This window comes from Dyadobacter tibetensis Y620-1 (assembly GCF_000566685.1).
In the GTDB taxonomy this organism is placed as follows: Bacteria; Bacteroidota; Bacteroidia; order Cytophagales; family Spirosomataceae; genus Dyadobacter; species Dyadobacter tibetensis.
In genome coordinates this window covers 26,132-43,149 of the sequence record NZ_AZQN01000011.1, presented here as the reverse complement: position 1 = coordinate 43,149, position 17,018 = coordinate 26,132, and the positions used below count along the sequence as shown (strand labels likewise).

Annotated in this window: 17 protein-coding genes; 8 read left to right on the top strand and 9 right to left on the bottom strand. The window is 44.8% G+C overall.

Features of this window, described 5'->3' with window-relative positions; all coding sequences use genetic code 11:
- Positions 1 to 3: 3 nt before the first annotated feature.
- Positions 4 to 1,029: a VWA domain-containing protein gene (locus tag X939_RS0120690; protein ID WP_025765185.1), complete on the top strand. Its 1,026-nt coding sequence runs from the start codon at positions 4 to 6 to the stop codon at positions 1,027 to 1,029.
- On the top strand, positions 1,029 to 1,616 hold the full coding sequence (gene rnhB, locus X939_RS0120685; protein ID WP_025765184.1) for a ribonuclease HII: 588 nt from the start codon (positions 1,029 to 1,031) through the stop codon (positions 1,614 to 1,616). The genes X939_RS0120690 and rnhB overlap by 1 nt, the downstream gene beginning before the upstream one ends.
- 11 nt (positions 1,617 to 1,627) lie before the next feature.
- Here rnhB and X939_RS0120680 read toward each other — a convergent pair whose 3' ends face one another.
- The 8 genes from X939_RS0120680 to X939_RS0120655 all read right to left on the bottom strand — a co-directional run bounded on the left by X939_RS0120680 (position 1,628) and on the right by X939_RS0120655 (position 8,605).
- Complete coding sequence (locus tag X939_RS0120680; protein WP_025765183.1) at positions 1,628 to 2,143, bottom strand: DUF2480 family protein; 516 nt, start codon at positions 2,141 to 2,143, stop codon at positions 1,628 to 1,630.
- 128 nt (positions 2,144 to 2,271) lie between these two features.
- Positions 2,272 to 2,967: a tRNA (adenosine(37)-N6)-threonylcarbamoyltransferase complex dimerization subunit type 1 TsaB gene (gene tsaB, locus X939_RS0120675; protein ID WP_025765182.1), complete on the bottom strand. Its 696-nt coding sequence runs from the start codon at positions 2,965 to 2,967 to the stop codon at positions 2,272 to 2,274.
- Positions 2,968 to 3,010: 43 nt separating this feature from the next.
- Entirely contained in the window at positions 3,011 to 4,666 is a 1,656-nt protein-coding gene (locus X939_RS0120670; RefSeq protein ID WP_025765181.1) for a S41 family peptidase, read from the bottom strand.
- Positions 4,667 to 4,690: 24 nt separating this feature from the next.
- On the bottom strand, positions 4,691 to 5,089 hold the full coding sequence (gene rnpA / locus X939_RS23490; RefSeq protein WP_084299594.1) for a ribonuclease P protein component: 399 nt from the start codon (positions 5,087 to 5,089) through the stop codon (positions 4,691 to 4,693).
- A 91-nt stretch (positions 5,090 to 5,180) separates the two neighbouring features.
- Positions 5,181 to 5,339, bottom strand: coding sequence for a 50S ribosomal protein L34 (gene rpmH, locus X939_RS23485; RefSeq protein ID WP_084299592.1), 159 nt, complete (start codon positions 5,337 to 5,339; stop codon positions 5,181 to 5,183).
- 193 nt (positions 5,340 to 5,532) lie between these two features.
- On the bottom strand, positions 5,533 to 6,771 hold the full coding sequence (locus tag X939_RS0120665; protein ID WP_025765180.1) for an OmpA family protein: 1,239 nt from the start codon (positions 6,769 to 6,771) through the stop codon (positions 5,533 to 5,535).
- A gap of 82 nt (positions 6,772 to 6,853) precedes the next feature.
- On the bottom strand, positions 6,854 to 7,618 hold the full coding sequence (locus X939_RS0120660) for a DUF5672 family protein (RefSeq protein ID WP_044200236.1): 765 nt from the start codon (positions 7,616 to 7,618) through the stop codon (positions 6,854 to 6,856).
- A gap of 9 nt (positions 7,619 to 7,627) precedes the next feature.
- On the bottom strand, positions 7,628 to 8,605 hold the full coding sequence (locus tag X939_RS0120655) for a glycosyltransferase family 2 protein (protein WP_025765178.1): 978 nt from the start codon (positions 8,603 to 8,605) through the stop codon (positions 7,628 to 7,630).
- Between the two features lie 291 nt (positions 8,606 to 8,896).
- On the opposite strand from X939_RS0120655, the gene X939_RS0120650 reads away from it, so the two are divergent.
- The 6 genes from X939_RS0120650 to X939_RS0120625 all read left to right on the top strand — a co-directional run bounded on the left by X939_RS0120650 (position 8,897) and on the right by X939_RS0120625 (position 16,490).
- Positions 8,897 to 9,448: a hypothetical protein gene (locus X939_RS0120650; RefSeq protein ID WP_025765177.1), complete on the top strand. Its 552-nt coding sequence runs from the start codon at positions 8,897 to 8,899 to the stop codon at positions 9,446 to 9,448.
- A gap of 90 nt (positions 9,449 to 9,538) precedes the next feature.
- Positions 9,539 to 10,327, top strand: a complete 789-nt coding sequence (locus X939_RS0120645; RefSeq protein ID WP_025765176.1) for a cysteine hydrolase family protein — start codon at positions 9,539 to 9,541, stop codon at positions 10,325 to 10,327.
- A 2-nt stretch (positions 10,328 to 10,329) separates the two neighbouring features.
- Entirely contained in the window at positions 10,330 to 10,974 is a 645-nt protein-coding gene (locus tag X939_RS0120640) for a phosphatase PAP2 family protein (RefSeq protein WP_025765175.1), read from the top strand.
- A gap of 8 nt (positions 10,975 to 10,982) precedes the next feature.
- Positions 10,983 to 12,515 carry an ArnT family glycosyltransferase gene (locus tag X939_RS0120635; protein WP_198034464.1) on the top strand — a complete coding sequence of 511 codons (1,533 nt, stop codon included), beginning with the start codon at positions 10,983 to 10,985 and terminating at the stop codon, positions 12,513 to 12,515.
- 159 nt (positions 12,516 to 12,674) lie between these two features.
- A complete protein-coding gene (gene uvrA, locus X939_RS0120630; RefSeq protein WP_025765173.1) occupies positions 12,675 to 15,533 on the top strand; it encodes an excinuclease ABC subunit UvrA in 2,859 nt (952 codons plus the stop codon).
- A 120-nt stretch (positions 15,534 to 15,653) separates the two neighbouring features.
- Positions 15,654 to 16,490 (top strand): fumarylacetoacetate hydrolase family protein, encoded by an 837-nt coding sequence (locus tag X939_RS0120625; RefSeq protein WP_025765172.1) that lies wholly within the window; start codon positions 15,654 to 15,656, stop codon positions 16,488 to 16,490.
- A gap of 56 nt (positions 16,491 to 16,546) precedes the next feature.
- On the opposite strand, the gene X939_RS23240 is transcribed toward X939_RS0120625, so the two are convergent.
- Positions 16,547 to 16,942 carry a hypothetical protein gene (locus tag X939_RS23240; RefSeq protein ID WP_025765171.1) on the bottom strand — a complete coding sequence of 132 codons (396 nt, stop codon included), beginning with the start codon at positions 16,940 to 16,942 and terminating at the stop codon, positions 16,547 to 16,549.
- Positions 16,943 to 17,018 lie beyond the last annotated feature (76 nt).

The following is a 17,018-nucleotide window of genomic DNA, read 5'->3' as shown; positions in this document are numbered from 1 at the left end:
GGTATGGAAAACTGGTTTTCGATAGAATGGTTCAGCTACGACGTAATTCGTAACTACTCTTGGGTATATCCTTATTTCCTTTTTGCCATTCCTGTCATCCCTTTATTTTTCTGGCTTCGCAATGCCTTACACCGCAAGCGCAAGCAGAAGCTGGTCATGACGCACCAGGTAGGCTCGGGCCCTATGGAATGGCTCGTTTTTCTGCGCTACCTACAGCCCCTTACGGCTGGATTAGGTATCGCAATGATCCTTATTGCACTTGCCAGACCACAGGTAATTTCTGAGCGCACCGACCGTTTTTCGGAGGGAATTGACATCATGCTACTCATGGATATTTCTGACTCCATGATGGAGCGGGATCTTAGCCCTAACCGACTGGCATCGGCAAAAGCCATCGCCAGCAATTTCATAAAAGGAAGGCTTCAGGATCGCATAGGGCTGGTAATTTTTGCCGGAGAGGCGGTATCCCTTTGCCCTTTGACCACAGACTATGATTTACTCAATGGCTTCTTAGATGAGATTCACCCCAACATGATTCCTATTCCTGGAACGGCCATTGGCAGTGCGCTTGCTGTGGCCGTAAATCGAATGCGAGATACAAAAGGAGAAAGTAAGGTGGCCATTTTGATCAGCGATGGAGACAACACCTCTGGCAGCTTAGGGCCTACTACGGCGGCCCAGTTGGCTGAAGCCTATAGTATCAGAGTTTATACCATCTCCGTGGGTCTACCCAAAAAAAGAAGCTCTTCAGATACCAACAGCATCAAGTCGGCTCAGGCTTCGGTTGATGAGAGTGAGCTTCAAAAAATAGCAGACATAGGCGACGGAAAATTTTTTAGAGCCACCGATAATAATGCACTCGCATCTGTTTTTGAGCAGATAGACCAACTTGAGAAAATTAAATCTAAAGACGTGGTCTCCAGGGATATAAAAGATTTTTACAGAATCTATTTATACTGGGCCATCACCTTTTTGCTTATCGCCTTTGGTACTAAATGTACCTTTATGGCCAATATCCTTGAAGATTAATGCTAAAACCCTATTACACAGCCGATTGTATTGAAGCGGGCCTGGACGAAGTTGGCCGAGGCTGCTTGGCAGGCCCGGTAGTCGCCGCTGCAGTCATTCTCCCTTCAGACTACTTCCACCCCTATCTGACCGATAGCAAACAGTTGAGTAAGGCAAAACGCATTATCCTCGATCTCGAAATCAAAAAAGAGGCCCTAGCATGGGCAATCGCAGAGGTAGACAATCACGAGATAGATAAAATCAACATTCTGAAGGCCAGTTTCCTAGCGATGCACAAAGCCGTTGATGCACTTTCCATAACTCCAGAACACCTGCTCGTCGATGGTAATCGGTTTGTAAACTACCCGATGATCCCCCATACCTGCATTATCAAAGGAGATAGCAAGTTTTTATCTATTGCAGCCGCTTCCATTTTAGCCAAAAATTTTAGAGACGATCTGATGGAACAATTGTCCGTTTTGCATCCCGCATATGGCTGGGAGCAAAACGTGGGTTATCCCACAGTTTATCACAGAGAGGCTATTCTGCAGTATGGAACAACACCCTACCACCGTATGAGTTTTAAACTTTTGAAAACGATCAGGTAACTAGCTTATTACTAACCACGAGGCCGTTTGTACACCGGGACAGTGCTGCAAGGCTCACCGAACATGATGCTTTGAGCTACAGGTTTTAGCAACTGGGTTAGCTGCATGTACGCCCATGTGGGTACCGCACGCTTGCTGCATCCTTTTACCACCACCTTTTTATCGCGATACTCTTCCATGTCTATGGCTCTCAGGGCAATATCGAATAACCTTTCCTCTAAGGCTTGTTCAGAACCGAAGGCTATTACATTCGCATAAGGCTCTAGCTTGGCAGCAAGCAGCATATAGGCCCAGGTAGGCACAATCGCATCTTCTGAGCATACCACTACCACGTTTTTTCCGGTGTAAACCGACCAGTCATGTGTTTTCAAAAACTCCCTGAAGTCCTTTTCACGAAGTAGGAGTCCCTGAAAAAGATTATCCTTAATATCATAAACTACTCTTTCGCCTGGGTGATAATACTCTTCCAGATCCAGCGAAACCAAGCCTGATCCCGCTACCCGGTTGACAATTATATCATTTTCCATTTTTTCAGTCATCTCTTTTTTAAGAATCAAAGCAATTATTACCCCCTAGGGCATTCTAACTCTTTGGCAGCAGGGGGCTAACCTGCTAACAAGAAAGCAGGTAAAAATGTTTGGAATATGATTTAGAATTAAGGTATTAAGGGAGATTTCTTTGGCTTAGGCGACATAAAATCTTTTAGATAGTAGGGTTCAAAGCTCGCTAAATCTTCGAACCGAGCGGCATTATAAGCCGCTACCGCCAGCTTACCAACACTACGCGCCGAAGGACGTATATCCTCAGTAATAAAGATGGCGCCAGGGTGTGATCCTAATAAACGCTTACATTTATCAGAGCCATCTCCGAAAAATACTAATTTATGAGCGGATAAATATTCCATAAAGGAATTTTCATCCAGAATGAGGGCTTGGGTAGGCATCAACTCGATTCCATGGATGTTATATATCGCTGAGTAGACCTCCATACGCCGGGCATCAATCATAGGGCAGAGCAAGATATCCTCAGAAAAAATACCAGTTAGTTGCACGGCCATAGCCTGAAGGGTATTGATCGCTATTAGGGGTTTGTCCAATGCAAAACACAGGCCCTTAGCCGTTGAAACAGCCACGCGAAGTCCCGTATAGGACCCAGGCCCCTTCGCTACTGCTACTGCATCTAGGTCAGCCAGGGTATGCCCAGCCATCTTCACTACATTTTCGATGCAAACGGTCAGCATGGCCGATGCGGACCGGTCGGAATATACCTCACTAGAGGCCAGTAGGGTATCCTGCTCGTAAAGGGCTACCGAACAGCCTCTGGTCGAACTATCTATACTAAGAATGAGCATGTCAAAACGCTTTACCCAGCCCCGAAAGGATGGGTAAAAAAATTTATTTTTTTGTTTTAAGAATTCCTTGATAGCGCTCAGGTGACTGAAGCAGCGCAATGGCCTGTTTCACCTCCTGATCTTCTTCGAAGGAGGCCTCCCGCATGCCCTTTTCCAGATAATAATGCTTGATAATCTCTTCCTCTAAGATGTTTTTTATCTCGCTTTTAAACAGCTGCAGGTCGTTATCTTTATTATGTGTCAACTTGGACCGAAGCGCTGTCAACTGACCTTGAATGCTTTCATAGGACTTCTCCTTTTTTGCGGAAGCTTCCAAATCGGCCATATCACGCTCTACCTGAGTCGTATAGTCATAATCTTTATCGGACAACCATTTTACAAATGCGTCATATTCAGCATCGCTCAGATGAAACTTGGCTGCCGGGAGTATGGTAGCATGTTTGGCATGATATTGAACCGCATAATCGAAGAAGAGCCTGTTACGCCCTAGGGCAATAGCCAATGGTGAATAGGTCTCCCTTTCGGTAAGTATGTCTGGGAGGATACCACCCCCATCGTATACCAGCCGTCCATTACGTGTTTTGAAACTGGTCATCAAGGAATCGGCAATCTTTCCTACACTACCGTCCTCATTGCGATGGCTATAGTCAATGGCCTGAATACAGCGCCCGCTAGGAATGTAATACTTGGCCGTAGTAATCTTCATTTTGGTATTATAAGAAAGATCCCTGGTGGTTTGCACCAGGCCCTTTCCATAAGTACGTTGCCCAATCAATACCCCCCGATCATAATCCTGCATAACACCAGCCACAATTTCGGCGGCAGAAGCGCTTCTATTATTAGTTAGAACAACCAGAGGAATTTCGGTATCCAAGGCGGGGTTATAAGCCGTATAGGTCTTATTCCACTCATTTACTTTTCCCTTTGTAGAGACTATTTCTTCTCCTTTGGCAACGAAAATATTGGAAATCTCAATGGCCATATTCAATAGTCCACCTGGATTATCCCGCAAATCGAGTACCAAAGATTTCATTCCCTGACCTTTCAATTCCTGAAAGGCATTTCGTACTTCACGAGATGCAGTGGCGGTAAAGTCCTTAAGGTCAATATAACCCACTCCTTCTCCCACCATACCATAATATGGAACATTGGTGACCTTTACCACATCACGGTTTAAGGAAACCTCAATAGGAGAGGGCTTACCAAATCGCTTTATTGTCAGCTTAACAGCAGTTTGGGTCTGCCCTCGAAGCAATTTACCCGTATCAATATCTTCCCGGTTGGCAATGTCTACATCATTAATTTTAATAATCTCATCTCCTAATTGCAAACCCGCCTTCTGAGCTGGAGTACCTTCATAGACCATCATGACCATATGCTTCCCTTCGGCTGCACTCACCATAGCGCCTATGCCATTATACTTCCCAGTGGTCATGGTCATATAGTCTTCTATATCGTCCTCAGCATAGTATACCGTGTATGGATCTAAGGTTTTCAGCATATTGTCTATGCTGGACTTGATCAGGGTATTTGGATTAATATCGTCTACGTAGTAAGAATTTAGCTCTTTAAATAGGGTAGCGTAGATGTCCAGATTTTTGGCTATCTCGAACAGTCGGTCATCCTGGCGGAACGACACCAGGGCCAGGCCCGCTACGACAGGCAATGCCAACAGGGTGGTACGAAGGTATTTTCTCATGGAAATAGAGGAAAAAATGAAGCGTTATGGGCGCCCATTGGTGTTAGGCCTTAGCCGCACCAGCAATTTCTGCATGGACGTATCTATAACGCTAAATGTGCTTATATCTTTCGCAAGATACAAAAAAGCAACATATGAGGGGCGACCCAGATCAGGATCAGTATACAATAATGCTTTGTGAAGTCGATACGCTTCGCGACAACGGCGGCGTATGAGATTGCGGTCAACAGCTTTTTTGAATTGTCTCTTAGAGACCGAGAATAGCACCTGTGTGGGCTGTGACGCTTGTTGAGGATCGTAAATATACAATACCCTAAAAGGAAAGAGGTAGAACGTGTGCACTTCCGAACTACCCCTTTGAAATAGCCTGCCAATTAATTTGGGGCTACATAAACGTTCATTTTTGCTGAAAGTTTGCTTCAAGTTGTAAATGATTTGGTCAGGCTTATTAAATTACAAATAGGTCTGACTCTGAAAGACGAGCTTTCAACCGATCTCCAACCATTCAACAATCCTATTGCTTATGACGCTTCTCGTCCGATACCGATAGTTTCCAACGTCCTTTCTTGCGACGGCTGGTAATTACCTTTACCCCATTAGGGGTAGACATTCTTTCACGGAAACCGTGCTTATTTCTCCTCTTGCGATTTGAAGGTTGAAATGTACGTTTCATCTGTATATCAATTTATTGCGCTATAAAATCTACTTTACTCCGAATTTGGGCTTGCAAAGGTAGAAAAGTATTTGGATTTGTCAAATACTTATCAAAAAAAACTGAGGGATAGGGCTTTAAAGAGCGAAGTAAACCTAATTTAGGTTCTGTATTTCGCAGAAAAATACCCTAACAAGCCGACAAAACTAAGCAATTATTCTTGAGTTATTACCACTTCGACCCTTCTGTTACGACTACGCTCGGCCTCGGACTGATCTTTGGCAATGGGTCGGGTGGATCCGTAACCCCTCGCTTCTATGCGCTCAGGCTTCACGCCCTTGGAAACCAGATAGCCCTTTACCGCTTCCGCACGTTGCTTCGAAAGCTCCAGATTTTTATCAAAGTCCCCTACATTATCTGTATGCCCCTCTATCCGAATCCCTAGCCCAGGATTGTCCTTCATCAAGTTGAGCAGTCGTTGCAATTCCGGAAAAGATTCAGGTAATAAGCCGTACTTTCCCGTCTCAAAATAAATATTACCCATCGCCATGGAAGCCCCAACCTGTATGGGGCGTAGGTAAATATTCTTATTGAAAAGCTGATGACCCGATGAGTCTTTAGGATTAAGCTCTAGTGATTCGCCAAAGTATCCCTTTGCAGCTACCTGAAATGAATAGGTTTTAGAAAGATCCACCCCAACCCTGAAGGAGCCGGAACTGGAGTAGATAGTCAGGGAATCTCCGTTTTCAACATATTGAATCGAAGCTGTCAAGGGCTCATTGGTGACGGCATCATACACGGTCCCTTGCAGTTGCCCAAAACTTGGCTCCGACAGCATCCTTTTTTCATCTAATTCTTCGGGATTCTCTATCAGCTCAGGCTCCCTGGGTTTTTCTAATGGCTCGGCCTTTTCTGGTGTTACAGGCTTGGGTTTTTCAGGAAGCTTGGCGGGCTTCTCCGAAATCCTGTTTTTGGGGTTTTTAATATGTACCCCATAAAAATTCCAGGTGCGCTCCCCAGGATTGGTAGCCCGCCCTTCATAGAAGTCAAATACCTCTATTCCAGGAGTAAGCCTCTCAAAATAGGCCACAAAATCTACGACCTGCCCACCTTTTACTGGCATGCGATCCGATTTGGTGGGTATATTTTCGGCCTTGATGAGCTTGAATTTTGTATTTATTTCTCCGGGCTTGTAGAGTCGAGTTTCCGGATCGAGCCAGATAGACGCTCCTTGGCTCTTCATGCCCGGAAACGGGAGCCCGGGAGCCTCTCTCTGGCGGTCAATGTATTGAAGATAAATAATGGTGTATTGATCCGTGAGCTCTACTTTTTTTATACTCACATCCTGCACCGAGCGCTCCTCTACTCGGGGCGACTCTGTTACCTGCCCAAGGGCTTGGGTAAAGAGAGCAATGCTGAAAAGTACTGCGGTAATATAAGTCCTAAATTTCATGGTTCTCGTTACTGATATGTTGACGATACCTACAAAAAACGACAATTAATGGGTTATAGTTTGTTAAAAATTGTTAAACCCCCTACCCATTCGTATGAATATGGGTCAACCAGAAAGAAGGGTCATAACGTTCCCAGGCATGGCAGGCAAAAGGCAATTGTCCGCCGGTAAGCGCATATGAAGCGGCAGGACTCTTTTCAAAAGCAAAATGCAGGGCCTTTTTCCAGGTAGGTGTTTTTAAAAATAACTTCATGGGCATGAGGCGGGTAGCATCCTGAGAGAAAAGCATGTCCTCGTTGCCTTTCCAGACCGGATAAAATATATTGTAAATGCTCAGGTAACGAAGAATAGCCGGAATCCGCCGAAGCGACAGCCCACCATTAAGCACAATTCGATGTGTACTCAGAGCATTGGAGAAAGTAGCGGCCTCCATTTCTGAAAGAGAATCGAAAGCAGTATGATGCAAGGAGGGTGCACCAATATAATCGTAGCCCGCTTCACACCATTGCTCCAGCTCATCTCGAAAGACATAGGCATCGAGCTGGTAGATCAGAACGAACTCGTACATTCTGAACATTCCATAGAAATGAGGAGAAATAAGTAAAGCGTTATATCCCGCTATGTTGCTAAAATATCGGTCTTCAAAAGACACAGTCTCTAAATTAGGATACTCGGCCAAGAGATTCGATAAGCATAAACTCTGAGGTTTGGCCACTATAATAGGATAGGCTGAGAGTATCTTGATACACTGCTCAAGCGATATACGCTCGGATACCGTAAGTTGAGACTTATAGACGGGTATTACCACCGCAACGGGTGGGTTCAAAGAGATAAATTTAGATGGCATAGCTTTATTTTATTCCAACAAATCGCCAATAGCAGGTATCCACCAATCCTTACTACTAAATTGATAATTGCCCCGCAGAACCTGGTTGACGATGGGAACTACTCTCAAGAGCCTGTTATTGGGTAGAGAAGACCTTCGCTCAAAATGACGCTTGGCCAGATATAACTTGATCAACTTCTCTCTGGGGACAAAGGAGATGGATCGGAGTAATAAGTATAACCCATTAAGCTTGTCCGCCTTGGCTTTCAGAGGAATTAATTTTTCCTGGCGATCCCGGGACATGCGCTCCTTAAGGCTAATGTATTCCGTTTTACTACCAAATCCTACTTGTTGACTCGCATGAATCCGGTAGCTAATCAGGTTTTCATTTATAAATGAAATTTTGTTCTCAAGTCCCAGTATCATCGCAATCCATGCATCATGAATAAGATCGGGCACATGGGTGGGGAAGGGCATCAACCGTTCCAAACAACTGCTCCGAATAGCCAGAGTGGCCCCTGTCACTACAAATCCATTGAACAGTATTTCATGGGCCTTGCCCTGTTTCCATTTATGTTGCTTTTCCTTGTCAAATTCTATTTCCTCCCAAATGCTCTTGCCAGTAGGCCTGGAGTCATCATCGATCATCATCGCATTCGAGAATACGGCATCCTGGTCTGTATGTTTTTTTAAGAATCCTATTTGTTTTGCTACCCGGTCTTCTCTCCAAATATCATCCTGGTCGGTAAGCAAAATAAACTCTCCCTGACATAAAGACAAACATTTCTCAAAGTTCCGGGTAGAACCTAGATTGTCTTCGTTCTGAATGATACGAACCGGAAAAGTCACCTTCTCTGCGAAGGCTTTTAAAACGGCAAGGGTGTTATCTTTAGAACGGTCATCACATACCACTAATTCATCTACCTGGACCGTTTGCTTCGCAATGCTTTCAAGTTGTAGGGGCAGAAACTTTTCCCCTCCATAAGTGCACATGGCCACTGATATCATAAAACCCTATAATTGTCGTTGGAGTGAAAAAAAATGCAATTTAGACGCATTTATTAAGTTTATGAAATTTAAGTCTGTTGTATTTTTTTCAATATTGGTTATTATTCGCTAACGGTCAAGGCCTTACAGCCATATGCCACACATTTATATAAAAAGGATGACCATTATACCTTTGGCACAGTTATCTACCCAGGATCCGAATGTATGGTAGGAGAAAATTAATTGATTATTTCACTATGAGGAACTATACTTACGCAATTTTTTAAATTCATAATATTACCAATTAGTACCATGGCCTTACCTGACGCTCTAAAAAAGGCGATTCTACAAATGCCCACAAAGGAGAAAGACAAAATTTTACTCCGATTGATCGCCAAAGACAAGGTTTTAGTAGACAAGCTTCATTATGAATTATTGGAAGAAGGCCTCACACTGGATGATAGGCGGGAGGAAATCCGCGACAGAATAGAGAGAAGCGCTCAGGGGGATCATGGTACCCCTGGCTGGCTGATGATGGATATGCGAGATATAAGCGGGATGATCTCTTATCATGTTAAGGTGACCAAAGACAAGCCTGCAGCTCTGGATATGAACTTGTTTCTCTTACTCCGATTTATGGAAGAGAACCAGAATATGTTAAGAACCTATTCGTCCAGAGCCGATAAATGCGCCTTATATCTGGCCAAAAAGGCCCAGACTGTTATAAATGCCTTCAATCGCCTCGACCCAGACTATCGGATTGATTATATCTCTGATTTGAATCGGATGCTTACTCTGCTTTTTACGCTCTGTTCTAAAGGGTATGCCCAACAACTGGGCCTGCCTCGAGACATACAATCTTAACAATCTTTTAACTTCCTACTAATCTGCCTTGAATTTTGTTTTCGGAAATTTGGATCTTTAAGGGTTTATTCACCAACCCCTTAATGTCAGATGGACACGAAAACCGCCTTATTAATCATTGATGCACAATTTGACTTTTGCAGCCCTAATGGAGCACTGTTCGTTCCCGGGGCTGAACAGGATGTACTCCGCATCGCAGGCCTTATCAACCAACATGGGCAAGCCCTTACAGAGATTTTCGTATCGCTGGACACCCATCGGGTAATGGACATCGCTCACCCTATGTTCTGGGAGGATCCAAACGGCAATTCCATAGCTCCTTTCACGACTATTACGGCACAAGCGGTGCAAGAAGGGCGCTGGACGCCTCGCTACCATGCACCTTATGTACTCCAATATTTAAAAAAACTAGAGGAGCAGAAGGGTTTCCATCATATTATATGGCCTGAGCATTGCCTTGCGGGAACGCCAGGAGCTGCGCTGGATGAAAGTATATCCAACGCTCTATTGGCTTGGACACATCGGGTGGGGCGGGATTATACCCCTATATATAAAGGGATAAATCCCCTGAGTGAACATTTTGGAATTTTCAGAGCACAAATACCAGTTCCTGGTGACTCAGAAACAGAGCTGAACCGGGGTCTTCTTAACCATCTGTCAGGATTCGATCGCATACTAATCTGTGGCGAAGCCCGCTCTCACTGCGTAGCCACCAGCATCCGGCAGATCATAGATCATGCTCCAGAGCTAGTATCCAAGCTCGTTATTCTGACGGACTGCATGTCGGACGTTACCAACTTCGAACATAATGCTCAACCTATATTTGATCTGGCTAAAGGGGCCAGCTTCACCACATCCTCACAACTATATCTCCATTAGCCATGATCCCCGCCAAGCGCAGATTTCTACTATTTTTCTTTAGTATATGGATTATTTTAGGAATTGCACAGGCCATTTTCGGGCAAAATCAAATACTGTTTGCAATTAATGATGCCTGGAATCCAATTTTCGACGCCACCATGCCCTACCTTACCCATTTAGGAGACGGTATTTTTTGCATCATTATTGGAATCTTGACGCTCCTGATTTCCTACCGGCTAGGGGGCTGTATCTTGATATCTTATTTATTTTCTGGATTATTCGTGCAGTTTCTCAAGCGAATGGTTTTCACACAAGCCCTTCGACCGCCTGTAGTGCTAGCCTCGCACCTCCCCAACATGCATCTGATTCCAGATGTAACGCTGCTTCAGCACGGGAGCTTTCCTTCTGGCCATACGACCTCAGCCTTTGCGCTCTTTATGACTATTGCCCTTTATAGCCGTCCAAAATGGATTCAGGGAGCCTGCCTCATGGCTGCTACCCTGGTCGCCTTTACAAGGATGTATTTATTAGCACACTTCCCCGCCGATGTCTGGGTAGGTGCTATGACTGGTGGAGTATTTGCCGTTGCCTCCCTAATTCTGGTAGAACGCTTCGCCACCAATTTTGCCAAAGGAGACCTCGATCGCGGTTTACTCCGCTTTTAATGACAGCTATGATCGCATTTACCCCTTTAAGTCGAAAGATATTTATATTATTATTTGTGGGTTTTAGTTTCCTCTGGGGACTAGGGCAGGCCCCACTCTTTGATGAAGACGAAGCATTCTTTGCTGAAGGCACCCGGGAAATGGTTCTCCGAAATGACTTCATTTCAACCTTTGTCAATCAGGAACAACGTTTCGATAAACCTCCTCTTACCAATTGGCTTCAGTATGCCAGCACTGCAGTACTCGGCTGGAATGAAATGGCTATTAGACTACCCTCAGCGCTGGCAGCCCTATTGTGGATGTATTTTATTTATTACTTTACTAAACGAAAACTCGGCGAACGAGCGGCCTTCTTCGCTACGCTTATAGCCGCATCCTCCCTTCAAATCACTATTATTGGGAAGGCCGCCCTAGCCGATTCATTATTGAATGCCTGTCTGGCAGGGACCATGTTCAGCCTTTATAAGGGATCCGCAAATGGCTCTAAATATTGGGTCTGGATAGGCTATTTTCTTAGTGCCATAGGTTTTCTGGCCAAAGGGCCCATTGCCCTTCTGGTTCCCGGATCGACATTTGTTCTTTATATCCTTCTTCACCGACAGTGGAAACTGATTCCTAAACTCCTTAGCCCCTTGGGAATTCTGATTTTTCTCCTAATAGCGGGCCCCTGGTACCTCTTGGCCTACCAGACTTCTGGAATGCGCTTTATTGAAGGTTTTTTTCTCTCTCATAATGTCAACCGTTTCCAGACTGCATTTGAAGGGCACTACGGAAGCATCTGGTACTTCGTTCCGATATTATTACTAGGACTTATGCCTTTTACAGGAGTCATACTTCAATCCCTACGCCCCCTAGGCAAGCTTTTCTCCGACCGATGGTTTTCGTTCCTTCTCATTTGGTTCCTTTTTGTTTTCGTCCTGTTTTCTCTGTCAGGTACCAAATTACATCATTATATCATCTATGGTTACACACCTTTATGTGTGATTGGAGGCAAGTTTATGGAGCAGAATAAGCGCCCAGTTATGTTTTGGCCCAGTATTCTACTACTCATTATTCTGGCTACGATCCCCTTCGTACTCCCGTTTGTCACTAACTATATTCAAGATGAATATGCCTTGGATGTGATGAAGGGAGCCGCCAGTGTATTTGGGCATTATTATATTCTATGGATGGCGGGACTGGTAATAATCTTAGTTGGAGTATGGTGGTCTTCCAAGGCCCCATTGGAGCTGAGGGCCACCCTTCTGGGCCTAGTATTTTTGGTGACCATTAACGTCGTATGGATGCCCCGGCTCGGTCTTCTCCTACAGATGCCGGTTAAGGAAGCAGCCTTGGTGGCACAGGAGAAAGGACTTACGAATATTATCGTACTTAATCATTATACGCCTAGTTTTCATTTTTATTCTAAACAATTTGCATCAGAAAGAAAGCCCGAACCCGGAGAGACCGTCTTTGCGCGTAAGGCAAGCCTAGATATGAAAAATATTGCTCAGGTATATTATGAAAAATATGGGTTAATTCTGGCGCGTCTTAAAGAGTAAAATGGTCTTGCAGTACAAGTAAATGGCCATTATGAGCATCCATTTTCCAGTCTATGGTCATCTCTTTCTAGGAAAGCTAAACTAAAGGAACGATTTTTGGGTTAATTACCAGTTAAGGGTTAAATTGAATTGACCCAGCTATTGACCAGTAAAATCCGTATGACATTATTGACCCTGCCCCGCATCGAGGCCTCCGAGTTTAACACTTTAGATCCGCGATCCTATATTTTGATTAAAGGAGCCAATGTTAACAATCTGAAGAATCTGGATGTAGCTATTCCTCGCAACAAATTGGTCGTTATCACCGGGTTGTCGGGATCAGGGAAGTCCTCTCTGGCCTTCGATACCTTATTTGCTGAAGGACAACGCATGTATGTGGAGAGTTTGAGCAGCTATGCCCGTCAATTTCTGGGGCGCATGGAAAAACCTGCCGTGGAATATATCAAAGGCATTTCTCCAGCGATTGCCATAGAGCAAAAGGTAAACACGAGAAATCCACGCTCCACAGTGGGGACCTCCACAGAGATTTATGATTATCTGAAGCTTTTATTTGCCCGAGTAGGTCATACTTTTTCTCCAGTGTCGGGACAACAGGTACAGAAAGATACAGTGACCGATGTGGTCAATGATATACTGTCTCTTGAGGAAGGGACTCGGGTGCTCATTCAAACCCCGCTTATCATTAGATCGGGACGATCATTGGAAATAGAGCTGGGTTTGCTATTATCCAAAGGATATAATAGGGTGATTAGGAACGGTGAGGTGATTGAAATAGAAGAATTACTGGAAAAAAAAGACCTACTGGAAACAGAAGCTGAGCTTTTTGTACTGATCGATAGAGCCAGCGTACGTCATGAGGATGAAGACACCCAATATCGAATCTCTGATTCGGTTCAGACGGCATTTTTTGAAGGAGAAGGAATTTGTATCGTCCAGGTATATGGTGGAAACCGCAGTACCTATTCTGATAAATTCGAACTCGATGGAATCGTATTCGAAGAGCCCTCGGTCAATTTGTTTAGCTTTAACAACCCTTACGGGGCCTGCAAGCGATGCGAAGGCTTTGGGAAAATACTGGGCATAGACCCGGACCTGGTCATTCCCGACAAATCATTATCGGTCTATGAAGGTGCCATTGCTCCATGGCGCACTGAAAAAATGAGTGAATGGCTGACACCACTTGTCAGGGCGGCAGATAAATTCGATTTCCCTATACATCGCCCATATAAAGATCTCACCCAAGAGCAGCGAGACTTATTATGGTCGGGTAACCAATATTTTACCGGAATTAATGGATTTATAGCAGAACTTGAAAAGCAAACGCATAAAATTCAATATCGGGTTATGCTCTCCAGATACCGCGGCCGCACGACCTGTCCGGAGTGCCGTGGCTCCAGGCTACGTCAGGATGCTTCTTATGTCAAAGTGGGGGGGAGTTCTATTACTGACCTAGTGCTCATGCCCATTCATGAAGTATCTAGATTTTTTAACGAATTAGAACTATCTGAGAATGACAGACAAGTAGCCAAACGCATTTTGACAGAAATTGAATCGCGGTTGGAATACATGTGTCGGGTAGGTCTGGGGTATCTAACCCTTAATAGACTTACCAACAGTCTGTCAGGTGGAGAATTCCAACGTATTAAGCTAGCCACCTCCCTTGGCAGTGCGCTGGTAGGATCTATGTATATCTTAGACGAACCAAGCATCGGGCTTCATCCAAGGGATACGAAGCGCCTCGTAGGGGTTCTGGAGTCGCTGCGAGACCTGGGAAATACTGTAATTGTAGTGGAGCATGAAGAAGAGGTCATGCATGCCGCCGATCAGATTATAGACATCGGACCCGAGGCTGGAACGGGGGGAGGATCGCTTATTTTCCAGGGAAGCTGGCAGGATCTAAAAAGTCAGAATAAGGAAGAACTGGCAGAATATACATCTGAAATACCCAGCCATACTCTGCGCTTCCTTTTACATCAAGATCAGATAGAAGTACCATATTCCCGCCGAAAAGCCCTGCATTTTATAGAGGTAAAAGGAGCCAGAGAACATAACCTCAAAGATATTAATGTACGCATTCCGCTCAATACACTCACAGTGGTTACAGGCGTGAGTGGTTCGGGGAAATCCACTCTAATCCGAAAAATACTATATCCGGCACTGATGCGGGCCAAAGGGGAGTTTAGTGAAGAGGTTGGCCGATTTACCGAACTTACAGGTAGCCTCGACCGGATAGAGGCCATTGAGATGATCGACCAAAATCCTATTGGTAAGTCATCCCGCTCCAACCCTGTCACCTACATTAAGGCATACGACCATATCCGACAGATGATGTCCGAGCGACCTTTAGCAAAATCCAGAGGATACAAACCCTCCCACTTCTCCTTTAATGTGGATGGGGGTAGATGTGAGGTTTGCCAGGGTGAGGGTCAGGTAAAAATCGAAATGCAATTTATGGCCGATATATACCTAACCTGTGAAGGCTGTAATGGTAGACGATTTAAGCAAGAAGTGCTGGAGGTAAAATACGACGATAAAGATGTAGCCGATATCCTGGATATGACCGTCGATGAGGCCATAAGCTTCTTCGAAGCCAAGGAACCAAGACTTACGGAAAGGCTCAAACCTTTGCAGCAGGTAGGACTAGGCTATATCGGCTTAGGGCAGTCATCCAATACCCTTTCTGGTGGGGAAGCGCAGAGGGTAAAATTAGCCTCTTTCCTGGGAAAAGGGGGAGCTCATAAGGGTAAAACCCTCTTCATCTTTGACGAGCCCACTACCGGTCTTCATTTTCACGATATAAAAAAACTCCTTAAAGCCATCAATGCATTGGTAGAGCAGGGGGATAGTGTAATCGTGATCGAGCATAATATGGAAGTTATCAAATGTGCCGACTGGATCATCGACCTGGGGCCCGAAGGGGGAGATGGAGGCGGATACCTTACCTTTGAAGGCACCCCTGAGCAAATGGCCAAACTAGAAGATAATCATACGGCCGATTTCCTTAAGGACAAATTATAAGCTGTTTCCCGGAAATGGCAAAGACGATAGCCCAAATGGGACTTGGAATAGTAAGTTATAGGGCGGGTAAACAATGTACTTACCTGACTTTTATAGACCATACTAAACGTCAGTATCCTGATGAAACTATTCAAAACCGAACACGGCATACTACTGGAACACGAAGATCGTTATTATCGCCTTCATGAGCAGGACTGGGATGTGGTGGTAAACCGAAACGACCTTTACGATTGGCTGGAACAACAGACGACCACTTTAATCGCCGTTCCCCTTTCAGATGAGGAAATTTCTAATCCCGTATTAGCGCCCATTGGCAGCCAGGAGGTCTGGGCCTCGGGCGTTACCTATTTTAGAAGCCGGACGGCCCGTATGGAAGAGTCCGAAAAGGCCGGTGGAGGCAGCTTTTATGACCGTGTATACGATGCCGAGCGACCCGAGCTGTTCTTTAAATCTTCTGCTTGGCGGGTCGTGGGCAACCATGGGGAAGTAAGAATCCGTAAAGATTCGGGCTGGGACGTCCCTGAACCTGAGCTTACGCTCTTTGCCACTTCCGATGGAACCCTGGTAGGATATACCATTGGCAATGATATGTCGTCGAGAAGCATAGAGGGCGAAAATCCTTTGTATCTGCCACAAGCCAAATCTTATACTGGCAGTGCGGCACTTGGTCCATGCCTCTATGTCAGTAAAACAGCCCTGGCTGGAGATACGGTCATTGACCTATCGATCATTCGCCAGGGTGTGGAAGTATTCAATGAAGAAGTATTGCTTTCGCAAATGAAACGAACTCCTGATGAACTGCTAGACTACCTATTCCGTGAGCTAAGTTTCCCAACTGGGTGCTATCTCATGACAGGAACTGGCATTATTCCCCCTTCCGATTTCACCTTGCACAGTGGTGATATCGTTCATATCACTATTGAACCTATCGGTACTCTTACTAATATAGTTGCCTAATTCATAGAAAAAGGATGGCTCATCACCATCCTTTTTCTATGTGATATTATAAAAAATTATCCTCTGATGCTAAAAATAGCCATGACCATGCGCTTTACTCCTTCGACAAGTGCCGATATGATGGTCTTGGTGGCACTTTTGGAATCATCATCTTCTTCTATCTCAAAAATATTGAGCCGGCTTTCGTGTAACATCCCTGGATTCAGGGAGCTGAATATTGCTTTTCTGTCTTCGGCCTGGTCGGCATTAGAGAACTGAGCCTGGTTAGATAAGGAGATTTTTTGAGTCCTGACCACTGAAGTATGCTCCTTAGGGTATTTATCCATTACCTTAGGAGCCTCTTTCTTAGTCTGCAACTTTTTATGAGCCACAAACATGTTATGAGCATAGCCACTAGCCTGCGCCTGCACACTTATGGTTAGTATTAGTAAGAAAGACAGTAATATTTTCATGGCTCCTGGGCTTACAAATGTTTAAAAAAACGAATAGCTTATTGAGTTAACTCCTTGACCTTACAAATATATGTGT

Excerpts from the sequence above, each read along its gene's own strand:
- X939_RS23240 (WP_025765171.1), bottom strand. The coding sequence starts at position 16,942 with ATGAAAATATTACTGTCTTTCTTACTAATACTAACCATAAGTGTGCAG.
- X939_RS0120680 (WP_025765183.1), bottom strand. The coding sequence starts at position 2,143 with ATGGAAAATGATATAATTGTCAACCGGGTAGCGGGATCAGGCTTGGTT.
- X939_RS0120690 (WP_025765185.1), top strand. The coding sequence starts at position 4 with ATGGAAAACTGGTTTTCGATAGAATGGTTCAGCTACGACGTAATTCGT.
- X939_RS0120670 (WP_025765181.1), bottom strand. The coding sequence starts at position 4,666 with ATGAGAAAATACCTTCGTACCACCCTGTTGGCATTGCCTGTCGTAGCG.
- X939_RS0120650 (WP_025765177.1), top strand. The coding sequence starts at position 8,897 with ATGGCCTTACCTGACGCTCTAAAAAAGGCGATTCTACAAATGCCCACA.
- rnhB (WP_025765184.1), top strand. The coding sequence starts at position 1,029 with ATGCTAAAACCCTATTACACAGCCGATTGTATTGAAGCGGGCCTGGAC.
- X939_RS0120665 (WP_025765180.1), bottom strand. The coding sequence starts at position 6,771 with ATGAAATTTAGGACTTATATTACCGCAGTACTTTTCAGCATTGCTCTC.
- rpmH (WP_084299592.1), bottom strand. The coding sequence starts at position 5,339 with ATGAAACGTACATTTCAACCTTCAAATCGCAAGAGGAGAAATAAGCAC.
- X939_RS0120660 (WP_044200236.1), bottom strand. The coding sequence starts at position 7,618 with ATGCCATCTAAATTTATCTCTTTGAACCCACCCGTTGCGGTGGTAATA.
- X939_RS0120645 (WP_025765176.1), top strand. The coding sequence starts at position 9,539 with ATGGACACGAAAACCGCCTTATTAATCATTGATGCACAATTTGACTTT.
- X939_RS0120625 (WP_025765172.1), top strand. The coding sequence starts at position 15,654 with ATGAAACTATTCAAAACCGAACACGGCATACTACTGGAACACGAAGAT.
- X939_RS0120635 (WP_198034464.1), top strand. The coding sequence starts at position 10,983 with ATGATCGCATTTACCCCTTTAAGTCGAAAGATATTTATATTATTATTT.
- X939_RS0120640 (WP_025765175.1), top strand. The coding sequence starts at position 10,330 with ATGATCCCCGCCAAGCGCAGATTTCTACTATTTTTCTTTAGTATATGG.
- X939_RS0120655 (WP_025765178.1), bottom strand. The coding sequence starts at position 8,605 with ATGATATCAGTGGCCATGTGCACTTATGGAGGGGAAAAGTTTCTGCCC.
- tsaB (WP_025765182.1), bottom strand. The coding sequence starts at position 2,967 with ATGCTCATTCTTAGTATAGATAGTTCGACCAGAGGCTGTTCGGTAGCC.
- uvrA (WP_025765173.1), top strand. The coding sequence starts at position 12,675 with ATGACATTATTGACCCTGCCCCGCATCGAGGCCTCCGAGTTTAACACT.